Origin of the sequence: Microbacterium sp. M (genome assembly GCF_045181065.1) — a bacterium.
Taxonomy (GTDB): Bacteria; Actinomycetota; Actinomycetes; order Actinomycetales; family Microbacteriaceae; genus Microbacterium.
On sequence record NZ_CP173721.1, the window covers coordinates 576,057 to 599,986 of the forward strand.

At 69.5% G+C, this 23,930-nt stretch carries 19 protein-coding genes; 7 read left to right on the plus strand and 12 right to left on the minus strand.

The genetic code is table 11. The annotated features are described in order from the left end of the window. The first annotated feature begins 15 nt into the window (after nt 1–15). The 3 genes from ACI7YT_RS02670 to ACI7YT_RS02680 are packed head-to-tail and all read left to right on the plus strand — an operon-like array spanning nt 16 to nt 3,460. A complete protein-coding gene (locus tag ACI7YT_RS02670) occupies nt 16–1,164 on the plus strand; it encodes an ROK family transcriptional regulator (RefSeq protein WP_406248911.1) in 1,149 nt (382 codons plus the stop codon). After that, nucleotides 1,161–2,084, plus strand: a complete 924-nt coding sequence (locus ACI7YT_RS02675) for a polysaccharide deacetylase family protein (protein ID WP_406248913.1) — start codon at nt 1,161–1,163, stop codon at nt 2,082–2,084. The genes ACI7YT_RS02670 and ACI7YT_RS02675 overlap by 4 nt, the downstream gene beginning before the upstream one ends. Nucleotides 2,085–2,107: 23 nt before the next feature. Beyond that, the gene (locus ACI7YT_RS02680) at nt 2,108–3,460 is read left to right on the plus strand and encodes an MFS transporter (RefSeq protein ID WP_406248915.1); all 1,353 of its coding nucleotides are present in this window, start codon (nt 2,108–2,110) and stop codon (nt 3,458–3,460) included. 33 nt (nt 3,461–3,493) lie between these two features. Here the strand turns inward: ACI7YT_RS02680 and galE are convergent, their stop codons facing one another. The 3 genes from galE to galT form a co-directional block, all read right to left on the minus strand. After that, nucleotides 3,494–4,471, minus strand: coding sequence for a UDP-glucose 4-epimerase GalE (gene galE, locus ACI7YT_RS02685; protein WP_406248916.1), 978 nt, complete (start codon nt 4,469–4,471; stop codon nt 3,494–3,496). Nucleotides 4,472–4,537: 66 nt separating this feature from the next. Next, entirely contained in the window at nt 4,538–5,719 is a 1,182-nt protein-coding gene (gene galK, locus ACI7YT_RS02690) for a galactokinase (RefSeq protein WP_406248918.1), read from the minus strand. Between the two features lie 44 nt (nt 5,720–5,763). Further along, complete coding sequence (gene galT / locus ACI7YT_RS02695) at nt 5,764–6,939, minus strand: galactose-1-phosphate uridylyltransferase (protein WP_406250477.1); 1,176 nt, start codon at nt 6,937–6,939, stop codon at nt 5,764–5,766. A gap of 64 nt (nt 6,940–7,003) precedes the next feature. Between galT and ACI7YT_RS02700 the strand changes: the two genes are divergently transcribed. Beyond that, nucleotides 7,004–8,017 (plus strand): LacI family DNA-binding transcriptional regulator, encoded by a 1,014-nt coding sequence (locus ACI7YT_RS02700; protein WP_406248919.1) that lies wholly within the window; start codon nt 7,004–7,006, stop codon nt 8,015–8,017. A gap of 154 nt (nt 8,018–8,171) precedes the next feature. Here the strand turns inward: ACI7YT_RS02700 and ACI7YT_RS02705 are convergent, their stop codons facing one another. From ACI7YT_RS02705 to ACI7YT_RS02740, 8 genes are all read right to left on the minus strand, one after another. Further along, the gene (locus tag ACI7YT_RS02705) at nt 8,172–10,403 is read right to left on the minus strand and encodes a beta-galactosidase (protein ID WP_406248921.1); all 2,232 of its coding nucleotides are present in this window, start codon (nt 10,401–10,403) and stop codon (nt 8,172–8,174) included. A 91-nt stretch (nt 10,404–10,494) separates the two neighbouring features. Beyond that, nucleotides 10,495–11,781 carry an ABC transporter substrate-binding protein gene (locus ACI7YT_RS02710; RefSeq protein ID WP_406248922.1) on the minus strand — a complete coding sequence of 429 codons (1,287 nt, stop codon included), beginning with the start codon at nt 11,779–11,781 and terminating at the stop codon, nt 10,495–10,497. Between the two features lie 27 nt (nt 11,782–11,808). Beyond that, the gene (locus ACI7YT_RS02715; RefSeq protein WP_406248924.1) at nt 11,809–13,896 is read right to left on the minus strand and encodes a beta-galactosidase; all 2,088 of its coding nucleotides are present in this window, start codon (nt 13,894–13,896) and stop codon (nt 11,809–11,811) included. A 3-nt stretch (nt 13,897–13,899) separates the two neighbouring features. Beyond that, on the minus strand, nt 13,900–14,553 hold the full coding sequence (locus ACI7YT_RS02720; RefSeq protein ID WP_406248925.1) for a DUF624 domain-containing protein: 654 nt from the start codon (nt 14,551–14,553) through the stop codon (nt 13,900–13,902). Nucleotides 14,554–14,556: 3 nt separating this feature from the next. After that, the gene (locus tag ACI7YT_RS02725) at nt 14,557–15,492 is read right to left on the minus strand and encodes a carbohydrate ABC transporter permease (RefSeq protein ID WP_406248926.1); all 936 of its coding nucleotides are present in this window, start codon (nt 15,490–15,492) and stop codon (nt 14,557–14,559) included. Continuing rightward, complete coding sequence (locus ACI7YT_RS02730; RefSeq protein ID WP_406248927.1) at nt 15,489–16,484, minus strand: carbohydrate ABC transporter permease; 996 nt, start codon at nt 16,482–16,484, stop codon at nt 15,489–15,491. The genes ACI7YT_RS02725 and ACI7YT_RS02730 overlap by 4 nt, the downstream gene beginning before the upstream one ends. Nucleotides 16,485–16,563: 79 nt before the next feature. After that, nucleotides 16,564–17,859 (minus strand): ABC transporter substrate-binding protein, encoded by a 1,296-nt coding sequence (locus tag ACI7YT_RS02735; protein WP_406248928.1) that lies wholly within the window; start codon nt 17,857–17,859, stop codon nt 16,564–16,566. 269 nt (nt 17,860–18,128) lie between these two features. Continuing rightward, nucleotides 18,129–19,130, minus strand: coding sequence for a LacI family DNA-binding transcriptional regulator (locus ACI7YT_RS02740; protein ID WP_406248929.1), 1,002 nt, complete (start codon nt 19,128–19,130; stop codon nt 18,129–18,131). Between the two features lie 106 nt (nt 19,131–19,236). Between ACI7YT_RS02740 and ACI7YT_RS02745 the strand changes: the two genes are divergently transcribed. From ACI7YT_RS02745 to ACI7YT_RS02755, 3 genes are read left to right on the plus strand one after another with little or no spacing between them, the layout of a single operon-like run. Further along, nucleotides 19,237–20,757 carry an alpha-N-arabinofuranosidase gene (locus tag ACI7YT_RS02745; protein ID WP_406248930.1) on the plus strand — a complete coding sequence of 507 codons (1,521 nt, stop codon included), beginning with the start codon at nt 19,237–19,239 and terminating at the stop codon, nt 20,755–20,757. Beyond that, complete coding sequence (locus ACI7YT_RS02750) at nt 20,754–21,749, plus strand: glycoside hydrolase family 43 protein (RefSeq protein WP_406248931.1); 996 nt, start codon at nt 20,754–20,756, stop codon at nt 21,747–21,749. The genes ACI7YT_RS02745 and ACI7YT_RS02750 overlap by 4 nt, the downstream gene beginning before the upstream one ends. Beyond that, a complete protein-coding gene (locus tag ACI7YT_RS02755; RefSeq protein WP_406248932.1) occupies nt 21,742–22,692 on the plus strand; it encodes a glycoside hydrolase family 43 protein in 951 nt (316 codons plus the stop codon). Before ACI7YT_RS02750 ends, ACI7YT_RS02755 begins: the two co-directional genes overlap by 8 nt. 80 nt (nt 22,693–22,772) lie before the next feature. On the opposite strand, the gene ACI7YT_RS02760 is transcribed toward ACI7YT_RS02755, so the two are convergent. Further along, nucleotides 22,773–23,789, minus strand: a complete 1,017-nt coding sequence (locus ACI7YT_RS02760) for a LacI family DNA-binding transcriptional regulator (RefSeq protein WP_406248933.1) — start codon at nt 23,787–23,789, stop codon at nt 22,773–22,775. Nucleotides 23,790–23,930 lie beyond the last annotated feature (141 nt).

Consider the following 23,930-nt stretch of genomic DNA (forward strand, 5'->3'; position numbering starts at 1 on the left):
GCACGGGGAAGCCACGTGACACGACCTCCAGCCGGCCCGCAGACCCTGCTGCGAAGCCTGAACGCGAGAGCGATCCTGGAGGCACTGGCACGGCGCGGCCCCCTGACCCGTGCGGAGTTGATGGGCGAGACCGGGCTGTCGCGGACTGCAGTCACTCAGGTCCTACGGATGCTGGAGAACGGGGAAGCTGTGGCATCCGCTGGGGAGGACCGGGCGACTCGCGGTCCCGCGGCGGCCCGGGTCGCGCTGAACCCCGCCCTCGGGTGCGCCGCCGCCGTGCACATCGACCATCACTCGGCCAGCGTGGCGATCCTGGATCCGACAGGACGCGTCATGGCCGAGGAGAGCGGCCGGTTTCCACCGGCCGGCGACCTCGTGGAGCGCGTCGACGCGATGACCGAACTGCTGACCGGCGTGCTGACTCCCGTGGCGGGGCCGCTGCGCGTGGTGGTCGTCGGCACGCCGGGCATCGTCAGCCGTGACGGTGCCATCCGCGATGATCACGGACCGGACGGCGGGGCCTTCCGGTCGGCTCTGGCGACGCGGTTGGGGTGCGATGTCCGCATCGAGAACGACGTCAATCTCGCCGCGCTCGCCGAGTTGTCCGGCACCGTGGCGACCGGAATCGAGAGCTTCGCGCTGCTGACGATCGATGACGGTCTCGGCGCGGGAATCGTGATCGACGGCGCCCTGCACCGCGGTGCGTCCGGAATCGCCGGCGAGGTCATGTACCTGCCGCAGCCGTCGCTGCCGATGGGCGCCCCCGTGCTGAGCGAGGTCGTCGTCGCCGATCTCGCGCTGACCAATGGGCGCGACCCCGGCGAACCGCTGCGCGTGCACCTCGACGCGGCGCTGGAAGGAGACGGGGCGGCTGTCGAGATGATGGCCGAGCTCGCTCGCCGCGTGATCCTCGTCGCCGGGAGCATCACACTCGTGCTCGACCCCGCCGCGTACATCCTCGCCGGGGATGCGGCGCATCCCGCATTCGCCGATGCCGTGCGGCAAGCGGCGGATGAAGTCGGGCACCTCCTGCCGCTCACCATCCTGGTGTCGTCGTTCGGACGCGAGGCGACGCTGGTCGGTGCCGTCGGCGAAGCCACGACAGTGCTCCGGGACGCGATCTTCTCCGGCATCCTCACCCCGACAGAGCGGACCCAGCGATGAAGCTGCCCTCCTCCGACCTGATCGCACGACTCGGGTTCGCGCCCGAGACGCGCGCGATCATCATCAACGCCGACGACTTCGGGATGTGCCACGCGGCCAACACCGCGATCACCGAACTGCTCGACTCGGGCCATCTCGACTCCGCGACCATCATGGTGCCGTGCGCGTGGGCGCCCGGAGCACTCGCCTTCGCAGCGGATCGCACCGATCTCGACGTCGGCGTGCATCTCGTGCTCACGAGCGAGTGGACCGATTACCGGTGGCGGCCGCTGACCGGCACCGCGACGTCGCTCGTCGACGAGGCGGGCTTCTTCCCGGCGCTGGTGCGCTCGGTCGAAGAGCAGGCGGATGCCGGAGACGTCGCGGCCGAACTCGCCGCACAGCTGCGGGCCGCACGGGATGCCGGAGTCGACGTCACCCACCTCGACAACCACATGGGATCCGTCTACGGGCTGGCCACCGGCCGCGACTTCCTCGGCGAGGCCCTGGGGCTGGCGGCCGAGCACGGTCTGCCGTTCCGCCTGCCGCGCTTCGTCGACGGCACCGAGTTCGCCCCCGAGTTCCAGGATGCCGCGACTCGCGCGGCTGCCGGCGCGGATGCCCTGGGCGTGGTCATCCCTGACCGCACCTGGACGCATCCGTTCCCGCTGGCGAACGAGGGAACGGACGAGGAGGAGACGTACGAGCAGACGCGCGACGGCTTCATCGAGCTGCTGCGCGCCGTGCCGGCCGGCGTCACCGAGATCTTCCTGCATCCGATGGTCGACGGCGACGAGTTGCGTGCGGCCGTCGACTTCAGCGCAGCCAAGCGCGGATTCGAGCGACGACTGCTCACGGATCCGCTGGTGGCCGCTACGATCGCGGAAGAACGACTCGTGCGCGTCGGCTGGCGCGCGCTGAGAGACCTGCAGCGCGGCTGAGCCCGCTGACGAGGGAGCGAACGATGAGTCTGGTTACCCGCCTGCGAGACCGCAGACTCTCCGATGCTCCTGGCAGGGCGCAGACCATCGCCTTCGGTGCGTCCGGATTCCCGACGCAGCTGATGGCGCAGACGTTCTCGGCCTTCGTCGTCTACTTCTACGTCGCGCACCTCGGCGTGCCCGCGGAGTGGGTCGCCGGGGCGATGATCGCCCACGGCATCCTCAACGCCCTGCTGAATCCTCTGGTGGGCGCCGCGTCGGACCGGATGCGCACCCCGTGGGGGCGCAGGGTTCCGTGGATCGGTCTGGGGATCGTGCCGCTGGTGGTGGCGTTCGCCCTGGTCTGGATGCCGCCGTCCCTGCCCGCAGCAGGTCTGATCGTGTGGTTCCTCATCGTGGCCGCGGTGTACGACATCGCGTTCGTCGTGGTCGTGCTGAACATCTCGGCGCTGTTCCCCGAGATCTTCCGCACGACGGCGGAGCGCGCCAGAGGCAACGTTCCGCGACAGATCTTCGCGATCGTCGGGATGGTGCTCGGCACCGCTGGAGCACCGCTGCTGTACGACGCGATCGGGTGGCCGGGGATGGCCATCGCGCTCGGGGCGGTATGCCTGGTCATGCTGATCTGGTCGTTCGCGGGCGGCATGATCGAGCGCCGGGGCGAAGCGCCGGATGCCGAGGCCTCGATGACCTGGCGCGATCAGCTGCGCTACACGTTCGGCAATCGCGCCTTCGTGCCGTACGTGCTGGGGTCGCTGTTCGTGCAGACCGCGATCGCGGTGATCCTCGCCGCGATCCCGTTCTACGTGCGCTACTCGCTGCACGCGGCCGAGGGCGAAGGCAGCATCCTCCTCGGGGCGATCTTCGTCACGGCGATCCCCGCGATCGTGCTGTGGAGCGCCGTCGTCCGGCGCACGACTCCGCGCACAGCTCTGCTCTGGGCGGTCGCCGTCTTCGGCCTCGCCGTGCTCGCCTATCTGCTGCCCGCCACGGTTCTCGGCGCTGCGCTGGTCGGCGTCGCCGTCGGCGTGGGCGTCGGCGGGCTGCTGCAGCTGCTGGAGGTGGTGCTGTCGCAGATCATCGACGCGGATGCCGAGCACACCGGTCAGCGGCGCGAAGGCGTCTACTTCGGCGTGAACGGGTTCGTCGTCCGAGGCTCGGTCGTGCTGCAGGCGATCGTCGCCGCCTGGGTGCTGAACGCCAGCGGGTTCGATGCATCGCTCGGCGATGCGCAACCAGGGGGCGTCGACGGCGGCATCCGGATCATGCTCGCGGTCGTCCCGCTGGTGTTCACGGCGCTGGCGTGGGTGTGCTTCTGGCTCTATCCGATCCGCACGCAGGATCTCGCCCCGGCCGCGGCCCTTCCCGTCCCCTGAGGTCCGATCGCCCCGCGGATGCGGGGCGGCGGGTCAGCCGGCGTTGCGGCGGGCTTCCCAGCCGGTGCGCACCATCTCGTCGACCGTGTAGCGCATCTTCCAGTCCAGGTCGCGGGTCGCGAGGTCGCCGGCGGCGACGATGCGGTCGGGGTCGCCTGCGCGGCGCGGTCCGATCTCGGGGGTGAAGTCGATGCCGGTGACGCGGGCCACGGCATCCATGATCTGCTTGACGCTCAGCCCGTCGCCGGAGCCGAGGTTGTACGCGGGCTCGATCGACTCGCCGCCGGACAGGCGCTGCGCGGCGGCGACGTGCGCGGCGGCGATGTCTCCGACGTGCACGTAGTCGCGGACGTTGGTGCCGTCGGGTGTGGCGTAGTCGTCACCGAAGATCTTGGGCGTCGTGCCGGCGATGAGCGCCTCGAACACGATGGGGAAGAGGTTGTGCGGGCTGACATCGTAGACCGTCGGGTCGGCGGATCCGACGACGTTGAAGTAGCGCAACGACGTGTGACGCAGGGGCGTGTCGGATGCCGCGGTCGCCGTCGCCTCGTCGCGCAGCAGCCATTCGCCGATGAGCTTGGACTCGCCGTACGGGCTGGCCGGTGCCTTGGCGGTGTCCTCGGTGACGAGCGCCACATCGGGGGTGCCGTAGACCGCGGCGGAGGAGGAGAACACGATGTTCGCGACGCCGGCGGCCGCCATCGCCTCGAGCACGATGCGGGTGCCCTCGACGTTCTGGGCGTAGGTGTGCAGCGGCCGCTGGACCGAGACGCCGGCGTACTTGTAACCGGCGACGTGGATGACGCCCTCGGCGTCGTGGTCGCGCAGCGCCTGCTCGACCAGCGCGCGGTCGAGGATCGAACCCTGCACGAACGGAACGCCCTCCGGCACGAAGGAGGCGACACCACTGGAGAGGTCATCGAGGATGACCGGCTGGAGCCCGGCATCCGCAAGGGCGCGGACGACGTGCGATCCGATGTAGCCTGCGCCGCCGGTGACGATCCAACTCATGGTGCTCCTTCCGTGGCGCGAGCGCGCCTCGTACATTCTGTCAGGGTTCGCGGTGGGGGTTCCCGCTCACGCGTCGCGGCGGGCGCCGTCGGACGGGGTCACGGTGAACAGGGTCGGCTCAGCGAATCCGGCAGCGGCGAACGCCGCGTTCACGGCCGCCGACACGGTGTCGACGGCATCCGCTTCGATCAGCGCGATCGCCGCACCGCCGAAGCCGCCGCCGGTCATGCGGGCGCCGATGGCCCCGGCGGCCAGTGCCGCCTCGACGGCGGTGTCGAGCTCGGGCACCGAGATCTCGAAGTCGTCGCGCATCGACACGTGCGAGGCGACGAGCAGGTCGCCGATCGCGCGGGGGCCCTCGGCCCGCAGCACGGCGACGGTGTCGAGCACGCGCTGGTTCTCGGTCACGATGTGGCGCACGCGGCGGAATGTGACGTCGTCCATGAGCTCGGCGGCGCGCGGCAGGTCATCGATGGACACATCGCGCAACGACGGCACGCCCATGGCCGCGGCACCGCGCTCGCACGCCTCACGGCGATCGCGGTAGCCGCCGGTCGAGTGCGCGTGCTTGACGCGCGTGTCGATCACGAGGATCGCGAGCCCGGAGTCGGCGACGGCGAGCGGCACCTGTTGCGCCTCGAGCGAGCGGCAGTCCAGGAAGATCGCGGTGTCGACGCCGCCGATCATGGTCGCCATCTGGTCCATGATCCCGGTCGGAGCGCCCACGGCCTCGTTCTCGGCGCGGCGGCCGATCCGGGCGAGTGCGGTCCTGTCGAGCCCGGCCGACCACAGGTCGTTCAGGGCGGATGCCGCGGCACCCTCGATCGCGGCGGACGACGAGAGACCGGCACCGATGGGCACATCGGACGCGATCGCGATGTCGACCCCGGTGCCGGTGATGCCGGCATCCTGCATCGCCCAGGCGACCCCGAGCGGGTACGCGGCCCACTCCGGGACGGCGGGCTCGGACCCTGTGGGAGTCGGGAACAGCGTGCCGAGTTCGTCGAGGGCGACCTCGACCGGCTCGTCCGCGAAGGTCGAGGCGACGCGCACACGGCCGCGGTCGTCGTCTCTCACTCCGACCGCCGCGACCGTGCGGTGAGGGATCGCGAACGGCAGGACGAAGCCCTCGTTGTAATCGGTGTGCTCGCCGATGAGGTTGACGCGGCCCGGTGCCGACCAGACGCCGTCGGGCTCGTGACCGGTCATCGAGGTGAAGAGCTCGTGTGCGGTGGATTCAGTGGTCATGGGGTCCTCGGGTGTGTGCGTCGCTGCGTGTGACAGCAGGGATGTCAGGACGTCGGCTCGGCGACGGAGGCGATGGCCTCGCGCAGACGCTCGGCCGACTTCTCGGGCGGGATCTCGGCGGTCCACGCCCACATGGCGGATTCGCTGCCGGCGAGGAACTTCAGTTTGTCGGCCGCGCGGCGCGGGCTGGTGAGCTGCAGGTGCAGACGCACGCTCTCGCGTCCGACGTGCACCGGGGCCTGATGCCACGCGGCGATGTACGGGGTGGGCGTCTCGTAGAGCGCATCGACGCCGCGGAGCAGCCGCAGGTACAGCGGGGCGAGCTCGTCGCGCTCGGCATCCGTCGTCCCGGCGAAGTCGGCCACGTGCCGGTGCGGCATGAGATGCACTTCGAGCGGCCAGCGTGCGGCGAACGGCACGAACGCGGTCCAGTGCTCGCCCTGGAGCACGACCCGGTCGGAGTTCTGCTCGGATTCCAGGATCCGAGCGAACAGATCGGGGGCGGTGCGGTCGATGCTGTCCAGCACCCGCGTGGTGCGCGGCGTGACGTACGGATACGCGTAGATCTGGCCGTGCGGATGCGGCAGGGTCACGCCGATCGCCTCGCCGCGGTTCTCGAACGGGAAGACCTGCTCGATCCCGGGGATCTGCGACAGGGCGGCCGTGCGATCCGCCCACGCCTCGATGACCGTGCGTGCGCGGGTGACGGTCTGCGTGCCGAAGGATCCGGAGTGCTCCGGGCTGAAGCAGACGACCTCGCAGCGGCCGACGGACGTGCGGGCGCGCTCGAGGCCGAGGGCGGCGAGGTCGTCGAGCCCCCGCGGAGGATTGGAAGCCACCGGCACGCCGCCGAACCCATCCGGCAGGGCGGGGCCGAACGCGGGCGAGCGGTTCTCGAACACCGCGACGTCGTAGCGCGAGGGGATCTCGGACGGATTCGTCGGCGTCTGGGGTGCGAGCGGGTCGGCATCGGCGGACGGCATCATCACGCGGTTCTGCCGGTTCGCGGCGACCGTGATCCAGTCGCCGGTCAGGATGTCCAGACGCATGGACGCGGTTTCCGGGCGGGGGTCGAGGGCGCGGGCGTCGACCGAGCGCTCGGCGCCGAGAGTCGTCTCGGGGTCGTCGAAGTAGATGAGCTCGCGGCCGTCGGCGAGGGTCGTGGCCCGCTTGACGACGCCGGCGGCGAGCTCGGCGGTTCGCAGCTCCGCAGATTGCATGTTCACGTAAACACGGTACCGCCTTGCGGATGGTAACGTCAACACGAAGGAACGGAGGATGCCGATGACGGATGACGACACCCCGCCGGGTCGGCGCCGCGCGCCGTCCGGTCGCGTCTCGATGGCGCAGGTCGCGGCGCTCGCCGGTGTCTCCGGTCAGACGGTGTCCCGCGTCGTGAACGACAGCCCGCGCGTCGACCCTGCGACCCGCTCGCGCGTCGAGCACGCGATGGCCGAACTCGGCTACCGCCCGCATCCGGCCGCTCGCGCACTCCGCACCGGACGCTCGCAGACGATCGGCCTCGTCGTGACGACCCTCGCCACCGTCGGAAACTCCCGGATGCTGCAGGCCACCGCCGAGGCGGCCGAAGAGCGCGGCTATGCCCTCACGGTCGTCACCGCCGCGGGCGCCGACGGTGTGAGCCGCGCCTTCCACCGGCTGGAGGACCAGGGTGCTGACGGCGCGATCGTGCTCAACGAGGCATCCGCGCTGGTGCCGGCATCCGATCGACCTGCCGGTCTGCGACTCGTCGTGGTGGATGCTGCGGACGGCGCAGGCCTCCGTGCCGTGCACAGCGACCATGCCGGGGGAGCGGCGCTCGCGACCACGAGACTGCTCGAGCTCGGGCACACTCCTGTTCACCATCTCGCAGGTCCTGCCGATTCGTTCGCCGCCGCCGAGCGCGAACGCGGCTGGCGCGAGACGCTGGTCGAGGCGGGGATCGAGCCGCCACCAGCCGTTCGAGGCGACTGGTCGGCCGACTCGGGATATGCGGCCGCGGGGGCGTTCGCCGCGGCATCCGCGGTCTTCTGCGCGAACGACCAGATGGCGCTGGGTCTGCTGCGGGCGCTCGCGGACGCCGGCCGCCGAGTTCCGGAGGACGTCGCCGTGATCGGTTTCGACGACGTTCCGGATGCCGCGAACTACCGCCCCCCGCTCACGACCATCCGGCAGGACTTCGCCGCGCTCGCGCAGCGCGCCGTGGAGGCTCTGGCGGCGGACATCGAGGGCGGCGCGGCCGACGGCGCCGTGATCGGGACGACGCTCGTCGAGCGCGAGAGTCACGCACCGCGCTGACGCCGTGAGCGCGGCCAGTGCCGTACTTCGCGCGCGGTCGCCTGTGCTGGCGCGGCTCGCCGAGAGGGCAGTTCTGCACAGTGCTCGCGCGCCGCACTATGCGCGACTGCCCTTTCGAGGTGGCCGGGAGCCCTTGCCGGGCGCTCGGGGATCCTCAGTCGCGGATCTCGCCCCACAGTGCGCGCTGCGAGAGCTCGACGGAATCGACCCCGCACAGGACCTCGGATGCCGCGGCGAGCCGACCAGCGGCATCGGCAGGCAGATGCACGCCGGTGTCGCGGCGCAGCGGCAGCACGTGCAGCTCGACGACCGAACCCACGCGCACGCCCGCGTCATGCAGATTCACGACGAGATCGGAGCCGTCCCAGAACCGGTCGGTCGCCGTCCGGCCGTCCACGCGCACCTGGGCGACGTCGCCGGCCCAGTGCACGAGCAGGACGGCATCGTCGTCGATCGCAGCAGGTATTTCGATCGCGTGCACGGCCGCATGCGCATCGAACTCGGCATCCGACGGGGCGGCCTGCCGGCCGGCGCGCGATCCGTAGTCTCCCGTCGGCGTCGGCGTCGGCGTCGACGGATGCCGCACCGCCCGCACCGGCACCGACATCTCGCTCGCCGACCCGGAGACGTGCCGCCACGACAGGTCGTGCCACGCACCGTCGACGTATTCGCGGACCTCCGGCCGCGGACGCGAGGTCCGCACGGACAGGTGCCCCGCGGCATCCCAGGTGAGTTCGTCATCCGACACCAGCAGCCGACGCGCGCCGGATTCGACGACCCAGGCGCGCGCGGCATCGGCCGCAGGCAGCACGAGCACGTCGATGCCGCCGACGCGCAGCGCCGGATCGCCGGGCAGCACATCCTGGACGACGCCGTCGTGCGCGATCTCGACGGGGATCCCGGCATCCTCGATCAGCACCAGCGTCGGCACCTCGCCCGCGAGCACGGTCAGAGCGGATGCCGTGGCCCACGCGACTTCGGTCCCGGCGACGTCCAGAGCCAGCGGCCAGCGGGCGAGGGTCCCTGCGGGAATGTCCACCGGAGCACTCGGGAAGACGACGGTCCGATCATCCAGGACCACCTCGAACCGGGCGTCGGCGAAGGTCGGCAGCGGCACGTGCGGCTGATGCCAGCCGAGGAACGCGAAGCCGCCGCGCACAGCCCAGCGCAGCGTCTCGGCATCCTCCACGCCCGCCGGACGCACGCTCGGGAAGTGCGCCGTGGCCGGGGCCAGCCGGTCGCCGAACGCCGCGGCGAATGCGTGCTGCAGGCGCAGCGCGGCGTGGCTCGAGGCTGTGCGACCCGCCTCGCCGATCGGTGCGTGGAAGTCGTAGCTCATCCGCGTCATGTCGTTCGGATAGCCGGTGGCCTGCGTCTCCTCGAGTCCGGGACGGGGGTTCGTCCCGCCGGTGTACATGTAGTAGCCCTGCCACGCCGACCCGCTGCCGAGTTTGGCGTGCGCGATGGCGGCGACGTCAAGGGCTGCGGGTCGAGGACGGCGGTGATACGCGGTCGCCATGCCGCCTGCCAGCTCGCACGTCGCGGCCGGGAACCACTCCGACAGCGTCGAGCGCTGCGACGCCTCGGTGCCGCGGACATCGACGCCGATGCCCGGATCGTCCCACTCGTCGGAGAAGAAGTAGTGCGCGCGGAAGGTCGGATCCCACGGCTGCCCCGGATCCACCCAGAATCCGTCGCCGTATCCGCCCCACAGTGGAAGCACCTCCTCCTCCGGCAGCTGCGCGCCGCCCCACGCGGTCGCCGTCCACAGCGGCGCGGACATGCCGGCCTCTCGCGCCAGGCGCTTGAGGGTCAGCAGGTGCTCCGGCTGGTCGTAGAGCTCGTTGTCGAGCTGGATGCCGAGCAACCCGGCGGGCGTTGCGCGACCGCCGAGGGCGGCGCCGAGCTGCCGGAACCATTCCTCGACGAGCGCGAGGTAGGCCGGGTCATCGGTGCGGTGCCGCACATCGGCGCGCTGCACCCAATCAGGGAAGCCGCCGTTGCGCGCCTCGCCGTGCGCCCACGGGCCGATGCGCAGCACGACCTCCAGATCTTCGGCGCGGGCGGCATCGAGGAACGCGGCGAGGTCGAGGTCGCCCTCGAACGACGCCCGACCCCTGACGGGTTCGTGGTGCAGCCACAGCACGTAGGTCGAGACGACCGTGATGCCGCCGGCCCGCATGAGCCGCAGTCGGTCGGTCCATCGTTCACGCGGAACGCGGCTGTAGTGCATCTCTCCCGAGACCGGCAGCCACGGCATCCCGTCGCGCAGCAGCGCACGGCTCGTCAGCTCGAGGCCTTCGCGGTGGTCGAGGGCATTCGCCATACGAGGGCGCCGCTCCTCGCGGGCGGTGCCGGTCGCATCGAGGTGCAGAAGGGAGGTCATGCGTTTCCAGGTGGGATACCGAGAGGGCAGCACCGCGCGGTCGCGTTCAGCGACACCGTGCGGCACTGCCCTCTCGCGGTCGGATCTGGCCTCAGCTGCCCAGGATCACATCGGCTTCGGCGAAGAACTGGGTCACCGCATCATCGATCGAGACGGCACCCAGGCCGATCGACTTGCCGAGGTCCCAGAACGTCTGCTCCAGCGAGCCGAAGCCGACGACCGGGACGGGCGGTGCATCGCCGATGCGGTCGGCCGACGCCTCGATGTAGTCCGCGACCTGCTTGTCGGCGCCCTCGAGGGTCGTGCCCTCGAGCTTCGACGACGACGCCGGGAATCCGAGCGTCGTGCCGAAGATCTCGCCGGCGGCTTCGCTGTTCACGACGAAGTCGAGGAAGATCGCCGCGGCTTCGGGGTGCTCGGTGTTCTCCGCGATCGCGACCTGGAGCCCGGCCTGGCGGTACAGGTCCTTCGAGCCCTCCTTCGCGGTGGGCGGGGCGATCATCGAGATCGACGAGGCGCCGGAGTCGGCGAGGTAGCCGCCCAGGAAGTTGCTCCAGCTCATCTCGCTCGCCGTCATCCCGGCGCCGAAGCCGGACTTCGGCGAGAGCTCCTCGAGCGTCTGCTGCGGCACCGTGACGCCGTCGCGGATCGTGTCGCCCGACTCCCAGAACTCCCGCAGGTCGTCCTCGGTGAAGCCGAGTTCGCCGTCTTCGGTGAAGAGGTTGCCGCCGTCCGCGCGCAGCTGCAGTTCGAACAGCTGGATGCGCTGCGTGTAGTCGGTGCCGCCGTAGACAGCGCCGCCGGTGGCATCCGTGACCGAGGCCATCCACTCGTCGAACTCCTCGAACGACGTGCCCTCTTCCGGTGCCTCGACGCCCGCCGTGGCCAGCAGATCGTCGTTGACGAAGTTCGCCCAGAGGCTGTAGCCGGTCGGCAGCGAGTACTGCACGTCGCCCAGGGAGCCGGTGCCGAGCAGCGCATCGTCGAACGTCGACATGTCGATGTGGTCCGACACCTCGGCGAGGTCGAGCAGATTGCCCGATTCGCCGTACTGGCGCAGGTAGCTGTCCGAGAACTGGAACACGTCGGGGAGCCCGCCGCCGGCGGCCTCGGTCTGGCGCTTCTCCCAGAAGCTCGGGAAGTCGGTGAACGACACGTTCACCGTGATGTTCGGGTGCTCCTCGTTGAACGCCTCGATGAGGTCGTTGTACCGGGTCGCTCGGTCGTCGTTGCCCCAGAAGGCGTAATCGATCGAGACCTTCTCGTCGGGGTCGTACTCCTCCGACGCGCCGGAGTCGCCGCTGCCGCAGCCGGCGAGGACGAGGGCGGCGCCGGTCGCCAGCGCAGTGGCGGTGAGAAGGCGGCGGGGTGTGGGCATGGGGGCTCCTGTCGTGTGGGGGAGGGATCAGAACGTGGCGGCGTCGACGAGCGGAGCCGACCGGACGGCGCTCTCGACGGGCGCCAGCACGAAAGCGACGCCCTGCGACTCGAGCGACACCTGCGCGACGGCGGCGCCGGTCTCGGCATCCGTTCCGTCGATGGCGACCTCGACGGGGGCATCGCCGTGGTTGATGAGGGTCACGAGATCGCCGCGACGCGCGACTTCGACTCCGGCGGGCAGGTCTGCGACGACGGACCGGGCACCGGATGCTGCGACGACGGCGTCGACGATCGCACCGATGGCGTCGCCGGAGGGCTGGGTGGCCGCGTACCACGCCTCGCCGGCACCGAAGCGGTGCTGTGTGATGGCGGGGGACCCGGCCTGCAGTCCGGTCTCGAACGTCCCGAGGACCGTCGCCCCGGCGGTATGCACGGTCTCGGCCACGAGGCGACCGGCATGCGTCTCGCCCTCGAACGAGAACGACACGGTGCCGCGGGCTGCAGCGGCACGAGCGGCCTGAGCGGCGTCGGCGCTCAACGCACCCACCCCGCTGCCTCCGGTCGATTCGCCCGCGAGGGCGCCGAAGTCCTCGTAGCGCAGTCCCACCACATCCCCGAGCAGGGTCAGGAAGCCGCCGGAGCGGAACTGGTCGTGCTCGTCGACGATGTCGGTGAACGGGCCCGTGACGAGCGTCCCGCCGTCCTCGACGAAGCGGGCGATCGCCGACGCTCCTTCTTCGCGCAGCAGATACAGCACGGGCGCGATCACGAGGTCGTACCCGGCTCCGGCATCCTCGGGCGCGATGATGTCCACCTGGATGCCTCGTTCGTGGAACGCGCCGTACCACTCCAGCGTCAGCGCCAGGTAGTCGATCTCGGTCGGGTGGTCGCGCTCCTCGACGGCCCACCAGTTCTCCCAGTCGAAGACGAGGGCGACCTGGGCGTCGCGGCCAGGTGCGGGCAGATCGCCCAGGGCCGCGAGACGCGCGCCCAGTTCGGTCACGGCATCCCACGTGCGTGTGGACGTGCCGGCGTGCGGCAGCATCGCGGAGTGGAACTTCTCGCTGCCCGCGCGGGACTGGCGCCATTGGAAGAACATGATTCCGTCCGCGCCGCGGGCGATCGACTGGGCGGTCTCCGCCATCAGGGCGCCGGGGCGCTTCCCTGGGTTCCCGGGACGCCAGTTCACGGCATCCGTCGCCTGCTCCCACAGCATCCACGGCACGCCGGGCTTGAGCGAACGGATGAGATCGCGCTGGAACGCGGCATCCCTGATCCGATGCGGGTTGGCGGGGTCCGGATAGCAGTCGTCGGCGATGACGTCCATGTGCGGAGCCCAGCGACGGTAGTCGGCGGGCTTGAACGGGCCCATGAAGTTCGTCGTGATGGGCTGGGTGGCGCCGGCGTCGAGCAGGATCTTCCGCTCGGCCAGGTAGCACTCCAGCAGCATGTCGCTGGTGAAGCGGCGCCAGTCCAGCATCGACGACGGATTGTGGCTGTACGGCGCAAGGCGCGGCGGGAAGATCTCGTGGAAGGCGCCGTAGGTCTGCGACCAGAAGCTCGTGCCCCACGCGGCGTTGAGCGCGTCGATCGTGCCGTACCGCTTCGCCAGCCAGACGCGATAGGCGTCGCGCGCGGCATCCGAGAAGTCCATCCACAGATGGCAGCCGAACTCGTTGCCGACGTGCCACATCACGACGGCCGGATGCTTCACGTACCGCTCGGCCAGACGTCGGACGAGCTCGCCGGCGAGCCGGCGGTACGTCGGCGACGACGGCGCGAAGTGCTGCCGGCTGCCCGGCCAGTAGGACGCGCCGCTCTCATCGACCGGAAGGGTCTCGGGGTACGTCGCGCTCACCCACGGGGGAGGGGATGCCGTGGCCGTCGCCAGGTTCACGCTGATGCCCCCGGCGTGCAGCTTGTCGATCACCGTGTCGAGCCAGGCGAAGTCCCACACATGCTCGGCGGGCTGGATGCGCGACCAGGCGAAAATGCCGAGGCTCACGATGTTCACACCGGCCTCGCGCATCAGGCGGACGTCCTCGTCCCAGACCTCTTCCGGCCACTGGTCGGGGTTGTAGTCGGCTCCGTACAGCACGTTGGATCTCTTCATGGGTCAGGCGCGGCGGCGCTGGCGGGCGGGGACGGCGACGGCGGCGAAGGCTGCGCAGCCGAGGCCGGCGAGGATGAGCGGGGCGAGCATCCAGGTGAGGACGCCGACGAGGATGGCGGCGACGGCGAGATAGGCGGTGCCGGCCGGGTCTGCGCCGGCGGTGCGGGGGATGCCGCGGATGGCGGTGCGCCACCCGGTCTCGGGAGTCCATGCGCTGGCTGTGAGCAGCAGCGCGGTGCCGAGGGCGACGAGTCCGGCCCATCCGATGAGGGCGACGGCCGGCCCGCCGGGGAGTGCACCAGACTGGGCGACGATGACGTCGAGGGCGAGCACGATCGCTGCGGCGGCGGTGATGACGCCTGCGATGAGACCGCCGGGCAGGAGGGCGAGGCGCCAGTCCTGCCAGAAGGTGCGCGCGTGGGATTGTTCGGCGGCGATGTAGCGGCGCAGGTGCCGGATGCCGGCGGCCAGCGCTGCGGGCAGGGTGATGATCGGCAGCGCGGCGATGGTGACGAGCAGGCCGGTCCAGAGCACCTCGCCGAACAGGGCGAAGACGCCTTTCGCGCCGGGGTGGCGGGCCGGTGCGTGGTCGCCGAGGGTGGGGCCTGCGCCCGAGGCCTCGGCGCGTCGCGCGGCGCGGAGCTGTCTGCGGTCCACGGGTCAGCCCTTCAGACCTTGGGTGGCGACGCCGTCGACGAGGAAGCGCTGGAACACGAGGAAGAACGCCAGGACCGGGATGAGGGCGACGAAGGATGCCGTGACGGTGGCGCCGTAGTCGCTGGAGGAGGTCTGGTCGTTGTAGAGGCGCAGCGCGATGGGGAGCGGGTAGTTCTCGGGGCTGGTGAGGTAGAGCAGGGGACCGAGGAAGTCGTTCCATGCCCAGATGAAGGCGAAGATCGCGCAGGTGATGAGCGCGGGCTTGATGAGAGGGAGGATGATCGCCCAGAAGATGCGGATGTGGCCGGCGCCGTCGATGCGGGCCGCTTCGTCCATGTCGCGGGGCATCTGGCGCATGAACTGGACGAGCAGGAACACGAAGAACGCTTCGGTGGCGAGGAACTTCGGCAGCAGCAGGGGCCAGAACGTGTCGACGAGGTCGAGCTCGTTGAAGATGATGTACTGCGGGATGATCACGACGTGGAACGGCAGCAGCAGGGTGCCGATCATCGCGGCGAACAGGATCCCGAGGCCCTTGAACTGGATGCGGGCGAAGGCATAGGCGGCGAGGGCGCTGGAGAGCACGGTGCCGATGACGGCGCCGGCGGCGAGGATGAACGAGTTCAGGAAGAACCGCCACATCGGTACTCCGGCGATGCCCTCCATGACCTTGGCGTAGTTGTCGATCGTGGGGGCGTTGGGGAGCAGGCCCATGTTGGAGCCGAACTCGCTGTTCGGCTTGAAGGTGGCGAACAGCAGCCACACCAGCGGGTACAGCACGATCGCGGTCACCACGATCAGCACGACGAACCAGATGACCGTCTGCCAGGTCCTGCGCTTGATGGGTCGCCGGGCCGGAGCCTTGGGCGTCGTCTGCTGCTGCGCGAAGACCGGGGTCGTCGCGGAGGGCGATGTCGGGGTCGTGTTCGAAATGCTCATCGGTTGTCTCCGGCGTAGTGGACCCAGGATCGCTGGGTGCGGAAGAGGATGAAGGCGATGATCGCGACGACGATCAGCAGCACCCAGGCGATCGCGGCGGCGTAGCCCATCTGGCCGTCGGAGAATCCGCGCTTGTACAGGTACAGGGTGATGAAGTTCGTCATGCCGGCGGGTCCGCCCGAGCCGTTGGAGATGATGTACGCCGACGCGAACACCTGGAACGCGCCGATCAGGCCGAGCAGCAGGTTGAAGAAGATCACCGGCGACAGCATCGGCATCGTCACGGCGCGGAACCGGTGCCAGGCGCCGGCGCCGTCCATCTCGGCCGCTTCGTACAGCTCCTTCGGGATCTGCTTGAGGCCCGCGAGGAAGATCACCATGGTGGACCCGAACTGCCAGACAGCCAGGAGGATCATCGCCGGGAGCACGAGGTTCGGGTTTCCGATCCAGCCGCCCAGATCGATGCCGAAGAACGACAGCGAGTTGTCGACGGGGCCGTCGTTGGCGAACATCGCCCGCCACACGATCGCCACCGACACCGACCCGCCGATCAGGGACGGGGCGTAGAACGCGGAGCGGAAGAACCCGGCCCCCTTGTCGCGGTAGTTCAGCAGCATTGCCACCGTGAGGGCGGCGGCCAGGGTGATCGGAGTGCCCACGAGCACGTAGATCAGCGTGATCTGCGCGGACTGCATGAACGCCGGATCGGTGGTGAACATCCGCACGTAGTTGTCGAAGCCGATCCACTTCGGCGGCGAGAAGATGTTGTAGCTCGTGAACGACAGGTACAGCGAGTACGCCATCGGGATCAGCGTGAGGCCGAAGAACCCGACCAGCCACGGGATCAGGAACCCGTACCCCGCGACCGTCTCGCGCATCGCCCGTCGGCGCAGGCCCGGGCGATCGCCGTGTTCTGGTCGGCTGCGGCGGAACAGAGACCGGTTCGACGACTTCTCGCCGGTCACGATGACGCGGGTGGCTGTGGTGCTCACGGGATACTCCGATGCGGGAACGAGTGCAGGGGGCGATGGGGGGTTCCGGGGCGGGCGTTCGCCCGCCCCGGAACGGGCATCACTGGGTGAGGACGACGTCCATCTCGGCGAAGAACTGCGTGACAGCCTCGTCCACCGTGATCGTGCCGAAGTTCAGCTCGGTGCCGAGCTGGCGGAACTTCTCCTCGAGCGTGCCGTAGCCGACGATCGGCACCGGCGGCGCGTCGCCGAGGCGGTCGGCGATCGACTCCTCGTAGTCCTTCACCTGCTGGCTGATCGGGTCGAGCTCGGCGGCCTCGAGTGCGGTCTCGGATGCCGGCAGGCCTCGGTTGGTGCCGAAGATCTCACCGGACTGCGGCGAGTTCACGAGGAAGTTCACCAGGGTCGCTGCAGCCTCGGGGTGCTCGGTGTTCGCGGCGATCGTGTGCAGCATCGACGGCTTCAGGTACAGATCCTTTGCGCCCTCCTCCGTCACCGGGGGAGCGATGAGGTTCAGCTCGGTGTAGCCCTCGCCGAGGCCCGCCAGGTAGCCGGAACCGAAGTTGTCCCACGTCAGTTCGCTGGCTGTGAGCGCACTGTCGAAGCCGCCCTTCGGGAGGACCTCCTCGACGCGCTGCTGCGGAATGCCGATGCCGTCGCGGATCGACTGACCGGACTCCCAGAACTCGGCGAGACGGTCCTCGTCGAAGCCCGCTTCGCCGTCCTCGCTGAAGAGGTCCTCGCCTTCGGCGCGGAGCTGGAGTTCGAAGTTCTGGATGCGGCCGGTGTAGTCGCCGCCGCCCCAGAACGCGCCGCCCGAGGCGTCGGTGACCTCGCTCATCCAGTCGGTGTAGTCCTCCCACGAGCCGCCGGCGAAGTTCTCGACGCCCGCGGTCTCCAGCAGCACCGGGTTGGTGAACAGACCCCACGCGTTGGTCGAGGTCGCGATGCCGTAGGTGGTGTCGTTGACCACGCCGATGTCGAGGATGTTCTGCGGCAGCGGGTCGGTTTCGATGATGCTGCCCAGGTACGGGTCGAGGTCGAGCAGCAGGCCGTTCTGCGAGTACTGGCGCAGGTAGGAGTAGTCGAACTGCATGACGTCGGGCAGGTTCTTGCCCGCGGCCTCGGTCTGACGCTTCTCCCAGAACGCGGGGAAGTCGAGGAACGAGGAGTTGACCTTGATGTTCGGGTATTCCTCGTTGAACGCGGCGATCGCCTCGTTGTACAGCTCGGCCCGCACGTCGTTGCCCCAGAACGCCAGGTCGAGGGTGACCTTCTCGTCAGGGTCGTAGGTCGCTCCGGCCTCGGGCTCGCTGCTGCTCGAGCAGCCGGCCAGGACGATGGCCGCGGTGGCGGCGAACGCGCCGACCGCGAGCACACGCTTCTTGTTGAACATCTTTGTCCTCTCTGTGAACGCCTCTGTTCGGACCACGGAACCTCGGCGTCGCGGGTGGGTCTTGCATGCGCCCCTTGGTGCGGGAAAGCGCTTACCGAAAACGTAGCTCAGATAAAAACGTTTCGCAAGCCTCGATCGTATAACGCTATCCAACGTTGTAGAACGGGATCGGCCGTGACGGATCACGGACGCGATGACGAATCACGGACGAATCCGGCCGATCGATTCGTGGAACGTCACAGGGGCCGTGAATCGTCCGATCCGCGCGGTCAGGCCGTCGAGGCTCGGGCGCGCAGCTCGAACGGCGTCACGAACTCGCGGGCGTCGTCCGGTGCAGCCCCGCGGATCCGCTCCAGCAGGAAGGTCACGGCTGTGCGGGCGGTGACCTCGTGCGCGGGGGAGACCGAGCTCAACCGCGGCGTCACGAACTCGCTCTCGGGCAGGTCGTCGAAACCGATCACCCGCACATCCTCCGGGACGCGGATGCCGGCATCCGCGAAGCCCCGCAGCGCACCGATGGCCACGCCGTCCGTCGGGCAGAACACACCGTCGACCTGGATGCCGGAAGCCACCACGTGCTGCGCGGCACGATAACCCTCCGCCATGGTGAAATCCGTGACGTCGAAGAAGAGCCGCGGATCGGGTGCGATCCCGGCATCCCGAAGCGCCTGCTGATAACCCTCGAGTCGAAGGTCGCGCACCGAGTCGGACAGGGCGAAGCGCACGTCGAAGATCGCGACGTCGCGCGACCCCTGCGCGATCAGGTGCGCGGTCGCGGCGTACGAGCCCTCCACGTTCGGCATGGCGATGTGATCGAGCGGGCCGTCGAAGATCCCCTCTCCGAGCAGCACGACCGGGTAATCGACGCGCAGCAGGCCCTTGTCCTCGGGGCCGAGCCCGACGGTCGAGAGCAGCAGTCCGTCGTGCATCCGGTTCTGGGAGAGCGTCATGGCCTCGAGCTCGCGTTCGCGCACGGCATCCGTGTGCTCGATCTCGACGCGGTAGCCCTCTTCGCCGGCGATCGTGGCGACGAGTGCGGCCAGGCGCGCGAAGTAGTGGTCGCCGATGTTCGGGACGGCCAGGCCGATCGTGCCGGTGCGCCCGGTGCGGAGGTTCCGAGCGGCGGCGTTGACCCGGTAATCGAGCTCCTCGACGGCAGCCAGGACCTTCTGCCTGGTCGACTCGCGCACGTGCGGATGGGCATTGAGGACGTTCGAGACGGTCATGGGGGAGACGCCTGCGGCCTTCGCCACATCCTGGATCGTCGTCATCCGCCCATCCTTTCGCGCCTCTTGCCCGCACACGAATTGTATCGCTACAATTCCCGACGGGACCACCGACGATCCCGCTACCGAACCCACTCCTCGGAGAGACATCATGCCCAGCACCCGTGTCGTCATCGACGTCGACCTTCCCGGCGCGACGATCAGTCGCCACCTCTACGGCCACTTCGCCGAGCACCTCGGCCGGTGCATCTACGGCGGCTTCTACGTCGGCGAGGACTCGGACATCCCGAACGAGGGCGGAATCCGCCTCGATGTCGTCGAGGCGCTGCGCGAGCTGAAGATCCCGAACCTGCGCTGGCCGGGTGGATGCTTCGCCGACGACTATCACTGGCGCGACGGCATCGGCCCGCGCAACGAGCGCCCCCGGATGGTCAACTCGCACTGGGGCGACGTCGTCGAGGACAACTCCTTCGGCACGCACGAGTTCATGCAGCTGTGCGAGATGCTCGGCGCCGACGCGTACGTGAACGGCAATGTCGGCTCCGGCACGGTCCGTGAGATGAGTGAGTGGATCGAGTACCTCACGCGCGCCGACGACTCGCCGATGGCGTCGCTGCGCCGCGAGAACGGCCGGGACGAGCCGTGGAAGGTGCCCTTCTTCGGCATCGGCAACGAGGCGTGGGGCTGTGGCGGCAACATGCGCGCCGAGGCGTACGCCGACCTCGCCCGCCAGTACGCGACCTACGTCCGCAACCACGGCGACAACACGGTGTACCGCATCGCGGCCGGTGCGAACTCGGACGACTACGCCTGGACCGACGAACTCATGAAGGGCCTCGGATGCCTCGGCTGCGACGGCCAGGGGTCGTCTCCGTACCAGGCGCTGTCGCTGCATTACTACACGATGAGCGGCTCGTGGGAGGCCAAGGGCTCGGCGACCCGGTTCGACGAGGACGAGTGGTACCTCACACTGTCGCGCGCCTACCGCATCGAGGAGCTGCTCGCCCGGCACAGCACGGTCATGGACCGCCACGACCCGCGCAAGCGCGTCGGTCTCGTGCTCGATGAGTGGGGGACCTGGTGGGATGTCGAGCCGGGGACCAACCCCGGATTCCTGTACCAGCAGAACACCCTGCGCGACGCGCTGGTCGCGAGCGTGCACTTCGACGCGTTCCACCGTCACGCCGATCGCCTCGTGATGGCCAACATCGCGCAGACCGTGAACGTGCTGCAGGCGATGCTGCTCACAGACCCTGACACCGGGGCTCTCGTGAAGACCCCGACGTTCCACGTGTTCGCGATGAACACGCCGCATCACGACGCGCGGGCGCTCGCCGCGCACGTCGTCGACGGCGAGACGCGCACCGAGGACGGCCGTGAGCTGCCGCTGCTGTCCGCCTCGGCCTCCACCAAGGACGGCGCCGCTCTCGTGTCCTTGTCGAACCTCGACGCCGGCCAGGCGCGCACGGTCGTGCTCGACCTGCGCGGTGCCGAGATCACCGGGTTCAGCGCGCAGGTGCTGACGGCTGCGTCGACGGCCGACCACAACACCCCGGAGAACCCGGATGCCGTGGCCCCGGCATCCCACGACGGCATCCGTCGCCACGAGCGAGGGCTCGAGGTCGACCTGCCTGCGCACTCGTACCTGACCGTGTCGCTGGAGCTTGCATGACGGACGCGTATCTCTTCGTCTACTTTACCGGCGAGACCGGCGCGGACGATGAGGCGATCCGCTTCGCCGTGACCGCCGGGGACGACCCGCTGGCCGACTGGATCGAGCTCGGCGACGGGCAGCCGCTGCTGCGTTCGACGCTGGGGGAGCGGGGCCTTCGGGATCCGCACCTTGTCCGTCATCCGCACGAGGACCGCTGGTTCCTGATCGCGACGGATCTGCGCATCCAGGGCCGGCCCGACGGCTTCGCGGCGGCCCAGCAGACCGGATCGCGCGACATCATGGTGTGGGAATCGGCGGATCTCGTCACGTGGTCCGAGCAGCGTCGGCTCACGGTCGCGCCGCCGGAGGCGGGCAACGCGTGGGCTCCCGAAGCGGTGTGGGATGTCGAGCGCGAGGAGTTCTTCCTCTTCTGGGCATCCGCGCTGTATCCGCCGGAGGTCGCACCCGTCGACCGGCGGATCGAGGACTCGTACCAGCGGATGTTCTCCACGACGACCAGCGATTTCGTGACCGTCAGCGAGCCGGAGGTGTGGATCGACGAGCCTCGAGGTCCTGGGCGCGGTTTCATCGACGCGACGGTCGTCCGTGCCGGCAACACGTATTACCGGTTCACCAAGGACGAGGCGACCATGCTTCCCGTGCTCGATCGCAGCCGCGATCTGCACGCGGTGGAATGGGAGCGCATCGCCGAAAGGATCGGACACGGGCAGCCCAATCCCTGGGGCGGTGCGTTCACCGAGGGTGAGGGGCCGACGGCCTTCCGCTCGGAGCGCGACGGATGCTGGTACCTCTTCATCGATCAGCCCAGCTACCACGGCGGGGCCGGCTATCTCGCGTTCCGCATCACGGATCTGGATGCTGGGGTCCTCGAATCCGTGCCGGCGTCGCTGCCGCGGAGCCCGCGCCACGGCACGGTCGTTCCGGTCACGGCGGCGGATCGCGACCGTCTTCTCGCCGCGTTCGCGACGGAGGAGCCGGCGCATGTCTGACGGCTACCTGCTCGTCCACTTCGTCGAGGATCACGAGGGGCACAGCGAGAAGATCTACTTCTCGCTCAGCGACCGCGACGACCCGCTGACCTGGTCGCGGGCGAACGGCGGCGAGGCCGTTCTGGAGTCCGTGCTCGGTACGACAGGCGTGCGCGACCCGTATCTCGTGCGCAGCGAGGACGAGGCGTTCATCATCGCCACCGACCTGCGGGTCTGGACCGGTGCCGAGCACGACTGGGACGGCTGGACCCGCCACGGCAGCCGGTCACTCGTCGTCTGGCGTTCGACGGATCTTGTGACCTGGTCGGAGCCCTGGCTGGTCGAGGTCGCGCCACCGACGGCCGGGATGGCGTGGGCTCCCGAGGCGATGTACGACGCGGCCACCGGCGAGTACCTCGTGTACTGGTCGAGCACGCTGTACGACGAGTCGGATGCCGAGCATGCCGGCGACTCGTATCCCCGCATCATGGCGGCGCGGACGCGGGACTTCCGGTCGTTCGGCGAGCCGTTCGTGCTGGCGGACTTCGGTCCGGGACACGGCGTGATCGACCTCACGATGGTCGTGCATGACGGCCGCACGCATCGGTTCCTGAAGTCGACGGACGAGCGCTTGCTGTTCCACGAGGTGGGATCGTCGCCCGCCGCATCGGACTTCGAGATGGTCGCCTCGCGCATCGCCGGCGACCTGTACGAGCACGTCGAGGCGCCGCTGATCTTCTTCGACGCGAAGGCCGGATGCTGGTACCTCTGGGTCGATCAGTACTCGGACTGGCCGCAGGGCTACATCGCGCTGCGGACCACGGACCCGGAATCGGGAGACTGGCGCCCCGTTCCGCGGGAGGAGTTCACGCTGCCTGCGAACACGAAGCACGGTGTGGTCGTCCCGCTGCGCTCCGGCGAGTGGGATCGGCTGGCTGCCGCGTTCGGCCCATTCGTGCGTTGAGCGAGGCCGGCGGCGCCGCCCGAGTCGAAACGGGGTGATCGCTGTTCGGCGTGCACCGCGTTTCGTCTCGCTTCCCTCGCTCAACGAGCGAGGGCGGTCGAGGCGCGGATGACGAGCTCGGGCTGGTAGACGACGTTCGTGAGGTCGGGGGCATCCGCCCCGTTGATGCGGGCGATGAGGATCTCGGCCGCGGTGCGTCCCATTTCGCGCGCCGGCTGGCGCACCGAGGTCAGCGGCACTTCTGCGATCGCCGCGAACTCGATGTCGTCGTATCCGACGACCGCGACATCCTCCGGCACGCGGACGCCGCGGGCGATGAGCCCGTGCAGCAGGCCCATTGCGAGGTGGTCGTTCGACGTGACGATGCCGTCCGGGCGGTCCGCCGGGCGACGGTCGGCGATCTCGTCACCGAACGCGAGGCCGCGCTGAGTGGTGGCCGTGCTCGTCCAGATCGGCTCGAGCGCCGTCCCCGGATGAGCGGCGACCGCGAGACGCGCGCCTTCGAGCCGTTCTCGGACCTGGCGCACCTCCTCGCGCGCGCCGACGAAAGCGAGGCGACGCCGCCCTGTCGCGATCAGATGCTCGGCCGCGAGTCGACCGCCGGCGACGTCGTCGAGCGACACCGACGGCATCGTCCCCGCATCGTCGACCGCGTCGACGAGCACGACGGGCACACCGCGTTTGCGCAGTCGCTCCTGCCAGGCATCCACGGGACCGAACGGACTCACGAGTGCGCCTTCGACCTGCACGCGCTCGAAAAGTTCGAGGTGGTCGAGCTCTTTGGCCGTATCGTCGCTGGCATTGCCGACCAGGATGCGCAGACCGGCCTCGGCCGCGGCGTCCTCCGCACCGGCGACCAGATCGGCGAAGAACGGGTTCGCGATGTTGATGACGGTCATGCCGAGCAGTCCGCTGCGTCCGACCCGGAGCTGCTGCGCCGCCTGCAACGGCACGTAGCCCAGCTGTTCGCTGGCCTCGCGGACCCGCTCGACGAGCTCGTCGCTCACGCGCCCTGGCCGGTTCAGCGCGTTCGAAACGGTGCTGATCGAGACCCCGGCGAGCTCGGCGACATCCCGGATGCCCACCCGCTTCAACATCGTCCTCCTTCAGACGCGTGCCCTTCTGGCAATGGTATGCGCTTTCCTCGGTGCGGAGGCGAAACGGACACGTTCGGTCAAAAAACGTTTCGCACTTTCCTTGCCCCCGCGGTCCGCGGCGTGCAAGACTTCCGGACGAAC

Coding starts and splice junctions, on each gene's coding strand:
- ACI7YT_RS02705 (WP_406248921.1), bottom strand. CDS start 10,403: ATGACCTCCCTTCTGCACCTCGATGCGACCGGCACCGCCCGCGAGGAG.
- ACI7YT_RS02715 (WP_406248924.1), bottom strand. CDS start 13,896: ATGAAGAGATCCAACGTGCTGTACGGAGCCGACTACAACCCCGACCAG.
- ACI7YT_RS02760 (WP_406248933.1), bottom strand. CDS start 23,789: ATGTTGAAGCGGGTGGGCATCCGGGATGTCGCCGAGCTCGCCGGGGTC.
- ACI7YT_RS02735 (WP_406248928.1), bottom strand. CDS start 17,859: ATGTTCAACAAGAAGCGTGTGCTCGCGGTCGGCGCGTTCGCCGCCACC.
- ACI7YT_RS02740 (WP_406248929.1), bottom strand. CDS start 19,130: ATGACGACGATCCAGGATGTGGCGAAGGCCGCAGGCGTCTCCCCCATG.
- ACI7YT_RS02725 (WP_406248926.1), bottom strand. CDS start 15,492: ATGAGCATTTCGAACACGACCCCGACATCGCCCTCCGCGACGACCCCG.
- ACI7YT_RS02680 (WP_406248915.1), top strand. CDS start 2,108: ATGAGTCTGGTTACCCGCCTGCGAGACCGCAGACTCTCCGATGCTCCT.
- galT (WP_406250477.1), bottom strand. CDS start 6,939: ATGCAATCTGCGGAGCTGCGAACCGCCGAGCTCGCCGCCGGCGTCGTC.
- ACI7YT_RS02700 (WP_406248919.1), top strand. CDS start 7,004: ATGACGGATGACGACACCCCGCCGGGTCGGCGCCGCGCGCCGTCCGGT.
- ACI7YT_RS02745 (WP_406248930.1), top strand. CDS start 19,237: ATGCCCAGCACCCGTGTCGTCATCGACGTCGACCTTCCCGGCGCGACG.
- ACI7YT_RS02675 (WP_406248913.1), top strand. CDS start 1,161: ATGAAGCTGCCCTCCTCCGACCTGATCGCACGACTCGGGTTCGCGCCC.
- galK (WP_406248918.1), bottom strand. CDS start 5,719: ATGACCACTGAATCCACCGCACACGAGCTCTTCACCTCGATGACCGGT.
- ACI7YT_RS02750 (WP_406248931.1), top strand. CDS start 20,754: ATGACGGACGCGTATCTCTTCGTCTACTTTACCGGCGAGACCGGCGCG.
- ACI7YT_RS02710 (WP_406248922.1), bottom strand. CDS start 11,781: ATGCCCACACCCCGCCGCCTTCTCACCGCCACTGCGCTGGCGACCGGC.
- ACI7YT_RS02755 (WP_406248932.1), top strand. CDS start 21,742: ATGTCTGACGGCTACCTGCTCGTCCACTTCGTCGAGGATCACGAGGGG.
- galE (WP_406248916.1), bottom strand. CDS start 4,471: ATGAGTTGGATCGTCACCGGCGGCGCAGGCTACATCGGATCGCACGTC.